The following is an 879-nucleotide window of genomic DNA, read 5'->3' on the forward strand; positions in this document are numbered from 1 at the left end:
GCATGAATTCAGTTCGACATGAGGTTATTTTCATCCTTCTGCTGGTGCTGAGAAGCAGCATGGGGATCTTCTGCTGGTGCTGAGAAGCAGCATGGGGATCTTATTTGTCGAATGCTTATTTGTCGAATGCTAAATACTTTGTGGGAAAAATTGCTATGTAACCGAAACGATTTATTCTTGTCTAAATAGTCAGGAGGTTGTTTGTGACCTATCGTATCAAACAAGCGGCATGGTAAAGAAGGAGGAATGATGAAATGGACAAGAAAAAGAACGTATTAGCAATCCTTAGCGGCACACTCCTTGCTGTCGTTGCTTTTGCAGGATACAGCGCCTATGCAGAAAATAATCCTATGGCTGAAAAACTCGTGCAACTGAAAAACGAATTCAGAATCGCGGACGAAGAACTGAAAACCATTAAAGACCCACAAGTGAGCGAAAATAAAGGACGACTGCTAAAACAAAAAAGTGTAGAAATCGGGCAGTTAGAAAAGCAACTTAATCCGCCAACATCAGAACAGAAGCTCAAGGAAAAAATTGATGGTGCTGAAGTAGATGTAGCAATGCAAGAGCAGTATTTAAAAGTCGGCATGAATGGCAAATACCAATATCTTATTGAAAAACTTCAGCCCGCCCATGAAATTATTGAACGGGTCAAAGCAAATAAAGAAGGCAAGACTGCTGATGAACTATTGAAAGATATTGAACAGGTTTATGCAATTATGAAGGCAGTATCTAAGGAAATACCTGCGAACCCGAATCCTGTTCCGGCTCCTTAAAAGTCAAGCCCGTCAATGTTGACGGGCTTTTTTTTGTGCGCCACGCATGGCGATTAACTAGGTGGTGAAAGTCCACTGTGGGGGTTTGTAGTTACCAACCACT

1 protein-coding gene is annotated in these 879 nt (G+C 41.6%); it reads left to right on the plus strand.

Annotated features, from left to right (window positions below; all coding sequences use genetic code 11):
- Window positions 1–254 precede the first annotated feature (254 nt).
- Window positions 255–776: a hypothetical protein gene (locus ACFO8Q_RS18875; RefSeq protein ID WP_380027920.1), complete on the plus strand. Its 522-nt coding sequence runs from the start codon at window positions 255–257 to the stop codon at window positions 774–776.
- The last annotated feature ends 103 nt before the right edge of the window (window positions 777–879 follow it).

Source organism: Effusibacillus consociatus (assembly GCF_042652925.1).
In the GTDB taxonomy this organism is placed as follows: domain Bacteria; phylum Bacillota; class Bacilli; order Tumebacillales; family Effusibacillaceae; genus Effusibacillus; species Effusibacillus consociatus.

Coding starts and splice junctions, on each gene's coding strand:
- ACFO8Q_RS18875 (WP_380027920.1), top strand. CDS start 255: ATGGACAAGAAAAAGAACGTATTAGCAATCCTTAGCGGCACACTCCTT.